The organism is Sphingobium sp. BHU LFT2 (assembly GCF_018604485.1).
GTDB classification, from domain to species: domain Bacteria; phylum Pseudomonadota; class Alphaproteobacteria; order Sphingomonadales; family Sphingomonadaceae; genus Sphingobium; species Sphingobium yanoikuyae_A.
Genome location: NZ_JAFCGW010000103.1, coordinates 1 through 349 on the forward strand (window position 1 = coordinate 1; position 349 = coordinate 349).

General features: G+C 55.0%; 1 tRNA gene and 1 rRNA gene. Both read left to right on the forward strand.

From position 1 onward, the window contains the following. The first annotated feature begins 47 nt into the window (after positions 1 to 47). Positions 48 to 162, forward strand: a 5S ribosomal RNA gene (rrf, locus tag JQK15_RS26675). A 110-nt stretch (positions 163 to 272) separates the two neighbouring features. Continuing rightward, positions 273 to 349 (forward strand) — tRNA-Met (locus JQK15_RS26680).

The window sequence follows — 349 nt, forward strand, 5'->3', positions numbered from 1 at the left end:
GTGCACGGTATCGATTAAAAACCCGCAGTTATGCGCCTGCTTCATTGCTTGGTGACCATAGCGTCTGTGACCCACCCGATCCCATCCCGAACTCGGCCGTGAAACCAGTCTGCGCCGATGGTACTATTGCTCAAGCACTGGAAGAGTAGGGCGTCGCCAGGCATTGAAGCACGCGCATAGCAACGGATCAAAAACCCATCACAATGTTACAAAATAGGGCGGCCCACAAAGCCGCCCTTTTTGCATGTCAGGGCCACACAAAAGCCCAGTGTCGCGGGATGGAGCAGCCCGGTAGCTCGTCAGGCTCATAACCTGAAGGTCGTAGGTTCAAATCCTACTCCCGCAACCA